4 protein-coding genes are annotated in these 3,836 nt (G+C 40.6%); all 4 read right to left on the reverse strand.

The features are described from left to right. Window positions 1–339: 339 nt before the first annotated feature. The 4 genes from BIW15_RS23900 to BIW15_RS23920 all read right to left on the reverse strand — a co-directional run bounded on the left by BIW15_RS23900 (window position 340) and on the right by BIW15_RS23920 (window position 3,799). Window positions 340–897: a nucleotidyltransferase domain-containing protein gene (locus tag BIW15_RS23900; protein ID WP_031382137.1), complete on the reverse strand. Its 558-nt coding sequence runs from the start codon at window positions 895–897 to the stop codon at window positions 340–342. 1,137 nt (window positions 898–2,034) lie between these two features. Beyond that, window positions 2,035–2,538 carry a hypothetical protein gene (locus tag BIW15_RS23905; protein ID WP_077281752.1) on the reverse strand — a complete coding sequence of 168 codons (504 nt, stop codon included), beginning with the start codon at window positions 2,536–2,538 and terminating at the stop codon, window positions 2,035–2,037. A 146-nt stretch (window positions 2,539–2,684) separates the two neighbouring features. After that, window positions 2,685–3,161: a GNAT family N-acetyltransferase gene (locus BIW15_RS23915; RefSeq protein ID WP_077281754.1), complete on the reverse strand. Its 477-nt coding sequence runs from the start codon at window positions 3,159–3,161 to the stop codon at window positions 2,685–2,687. A 137-nt stretch (window positions 3,162–3,298) separates the two neighbouring features. After that, the gene (locus BIW15_RS23920; RefSeq protein WP_029857081.1) at window positions 3,299–3,799 is read right to left on the reverse strand and encodes a flavodoxin family protein; all 501 of its coding nucleotides are present in this window, start codon (window positions 3,797–3,799) and stop codon (window positions 3,299–3,301) included. Between the last annotated feature and the right edge of the window lie 37 nt (window positions 3,800–3,836).

Below are 3,836 nucleotides of genomic sequence, written 5' to 3' on the forward strand. Positions count from 1 at the left end.
CCATTTACTGCACCGACACGATACGCATACAAATTATCAACTAAATTGCGATAACAATGAGAATCATCAACTCCACCATCAACAAGAACTAGAATAGCTTTAGCAAGAGCTTCAGCTTTAACTGCATATGACATATATAGAACCGCTTCAAAAAGCCGAATCGTAAACGACTTTCTTGTATGCAGAACTCAGTTTCTCACATAGTGGTATAACGCCCCGTTAAGTAGTGAGCAACGCCACCACGAAACCTAACCATACCACCGTAAACACAAAACCCAACGATGTAATAAAAATGCCAAGCGTTGGGAATCTGCCTTAAACGCTTTGTTATACAAACTGTTACAGCTTATCCGCCAATTTCTTAAGGTAAGATTTGGCTAGTTCATTTTTACCTCGGCTTAACCACTTTATACACTCTAAAAGTTCCCAGATTAAACCTTGGTCACCATTTGTATATGCAGGAAAATCTTCGTGCTTTGGTGCAGGAGCATCGGTTAATCGTGACTCAACTGCACCCGTTTTATCAAATAGCACTTTGAAAGGTTTGGAGATATCAAAAGGTTCGCTTAGATCTAAGCAATGAATCTCTGTGCTGGTTAAGTCTGTGAAAATGTATTTTGTAAAGTAAGCATTCTCGTTATGGAAGCCTTGATTGCGATAGAAAATTTCTTTACCACGCTCAAAAGCCGAGAAGCACTCTTGTGTGGATTTATGGAATTCATTTTGAGTAAGAATCAAAATATCAGCGTCAGATACTCGGTCTCCCTTACCTGCAGCCAATGAGCCTACTAACACTGCGGCGACCACGTTGTCTTCGGAAATAAACGCAGTATAAACAGATTTAACCAGCTCATGTTGAAGGGGAAGATTTTCGAGATTAAGTTCTTCTAAACTCACAGTTGTCTCCGTTTGTATAACGCGCAGTTAAGGTGTGAGAGACGCACATGCACCCTAACCTAAAATAAACTCTGATAAATCCGTGCCTATTTGGGCACTAAAACCCCAATGCGTTTCGAATCGCCTTGAACGTCTTGTTATTCCGCAACTAAAGTCGGCTATGTTTACGCCTAATCTCTTGATATAACGAGAAATTTTCGGTATGCAGGCAAAAATCGAAGCCGAAGTATTTGGCAGCTCACTACCTTAAATCGCTTTAGCGTCACTCTTTAATTGCTGCGCCATATTAAGGTGCGCTTAAAGCGCTTTAAGCGCTAGCATGGAAATGACCAATATTCGCCCTTTTCGCCGCTTTTCCACCCTATTACCCCGCCACTTTCACTCTTAGGCTACAATCACGTACATTCAGCCTGAGAGATCCGTTGCGGAAATAACGCCGCGTTAAGTGGTGAGCAACGCAGACCACTGCACTTAAAGTATTGTGCCGTAAACACTTAAGCTGAAGCAAACCAAAAATGCCGAGCGTTGTGAATCCGTCTTAAACGCTTTGTTAGCTTTCTAAACCCCATAAATGTTGACTAACCATCAGATAAATATACAATTACCACCCCAAAATTATAGAGTTCTCACTTTGTACAATTCAGATTCACCTTTCTTACAAGCATTTTATATTGCGTCAGCAGTTGCATTTTCCATAGATGTCTATTTTATCTTCACAAGCACAAGTACTTTTCTAAATTTTGTCTCTATCGTATGCATTATTCTTGGAATAGTCCTATCTAATAGCAGCTTCAAAAAGTGGTACACTTTAGTAATACTTTTCCCCATGACGCTAAGAGTCTTGGCTGAGTATGGCTCCCGTCCCCCTTACACAGATGGTTTCTACCAAATTTTTGCAACATCCCCAGCGGAATTTCATTCTGCCAGCACGCTACTAATAATTACAGTTCTGATAATCCCTTTAGGAGGCTGCTTTCTCGGGGGCATTACTGTGAGCATCTACAGAGCATTTAGAAGCTAACGCCGCGTTAAGTGGTGAGCAACGCAGACCACCCTACCTAACCTATTGTGCCGTAAACACTAAAGCTGAATCAAACCGAGAATGCCAAGCGTTGGGAATCCGTCTTAAACGCTTTGTTATGCAGCTGCTAGTTCCACACGCATTAACTTTATCAGCTCTTCGTAACTGCTATAAAATTTTTCATACGCTTCTTTTTCGGGTTGTTTGTACTTTAGCGTCGGATCAGGAGATTGGATTGTGATATAAGTTTGATCACCTATTTTTTGTGGTGCAGGAAATGCTTTGAAATACAGAGGCATCCAATCTTGAAATAGATCAGCAACATAGAAATATTGCTTAGCGACATCACTTGAAGCGATTAGGTTAATTTCGGCGGTTAATTTGCTAAATGCCTCTGACAAGTTATTGCTTTCGTAGTTTTTAGTACACTTAATTGCACTTTCATACAACTCATGTGTTCGGACATACAGTGCCTTTTTCTCGTTAAACTTAGCATCTGCCGTTGCTTGTTCGCGCGCTATTTCACTTGTTCGATGCGTTAATTTCCACATTGTAATTGCTGAGACAATGGTGAACACCCCAGCAACTACAGCTGCTATCACTGCGACATACTCTTTCATAATACTCCTTTGCTGCATAACGCCTTGTTAAGGTGTGAGGCACGCAATACCGAATCTGCCGCATACCACCTTAATCACTAAAACCAACGCATAGTAAAAATGCCACGCGTGCCGAATCACTCTTGAACAATTTGTTATACGATTTCTCACAACGAGCGCTGAAAAAGACCTTTTTGGGCTTTGAAACCTAATTTTTCAAACAGAGCTTTAGACCGAAAGTTACCTTCATCAATGTCTGCATACAATTTTTCAATGCCCACAGATTTTGCGTGAGAAAATAATAAACTGAGAGCTTCCAACATATAGCCTTGTCGCCAATATGCTGAATTAAGTAAGCATCCAACCTCACATGAACGACCACAATCACTAAAACTATGTAAACCGCAAGTTCCAATAACTTTGTTGGTCGATTGCTCTAAAACTGCCCATTCCAGCGATTCACCCGACTTTTCTAATTGGACGACGCTTTCTAGCATCTGAAATATCAAATCTTTCGATGGAAAAACCGGATCTGAGGCAAATCCCATTGTTTGAACATCACCATAAATTTCAAACAAGTCATCAGAATCTTCCATTTGAATTGACCTCAATACAACCTTACTTCCGTGTAAATCAGGCTTCATTTTACTCCTTAATCGTATAACGCCGCGTTAAGGGGCAGCAACGCGCTACCACCAAACTTTAATTTACCGCCGTAAACACCGATGCCAAGACTTGAGCCAAATTCGCCACGCGTTGACTGTCCCTCTTGAACGCTTTGTTATGTAACATTTTCAATAGCTTGTGCTGCGATAACAGTAACTTTACCTAAATCAGATTCCGTTTGTACAGCAAGATATTCGCAGCCTTTGAACTCAAGTTGCATATACTTTGCTGTCAATTCAAATGGCTGTACGAAACAATCAGGCAGTTCCAAATTGTAACCCGTAGATAGAACTGAAATAGACTTACCCTTTAGCCTACGCCCCAATTCTTTTTCAATCGTTAAAAGGTCAGATAATCGGTCAAAGAAGACTTTTAGCTGTGCTGACATTGAGTACCAGTACACAGGAGAAACAAACACCAGATGATCAAAGCTGAGTAGTTCATGGATTATGGGAAGGAAATCATCGTTTTTATTTTCATGCGAGTAGTCATAAAAACTAACGTTGAAATTAGATAGATCAAACAACTTTGCACCAGACTGCTCAACAAAAGAGTCTGCTAATTTTCGGGTGTTTCCGTCCGTTTTAGAAGTACCTAATATGACTGCAATGTTCATTAAACCTCCATGTTACATAACGCTGCGTTAAGGGGTG

It is taken from the genome of Vibrio sp. SALL6 (genome assembly GCF_002002385.1).
GTDB lineage: Bacteria > Pseudomonadota > Gammaproteobacteria > Enterobacterales > Vibrionaceae > Vibrio > Vibrio parahaemolyticus.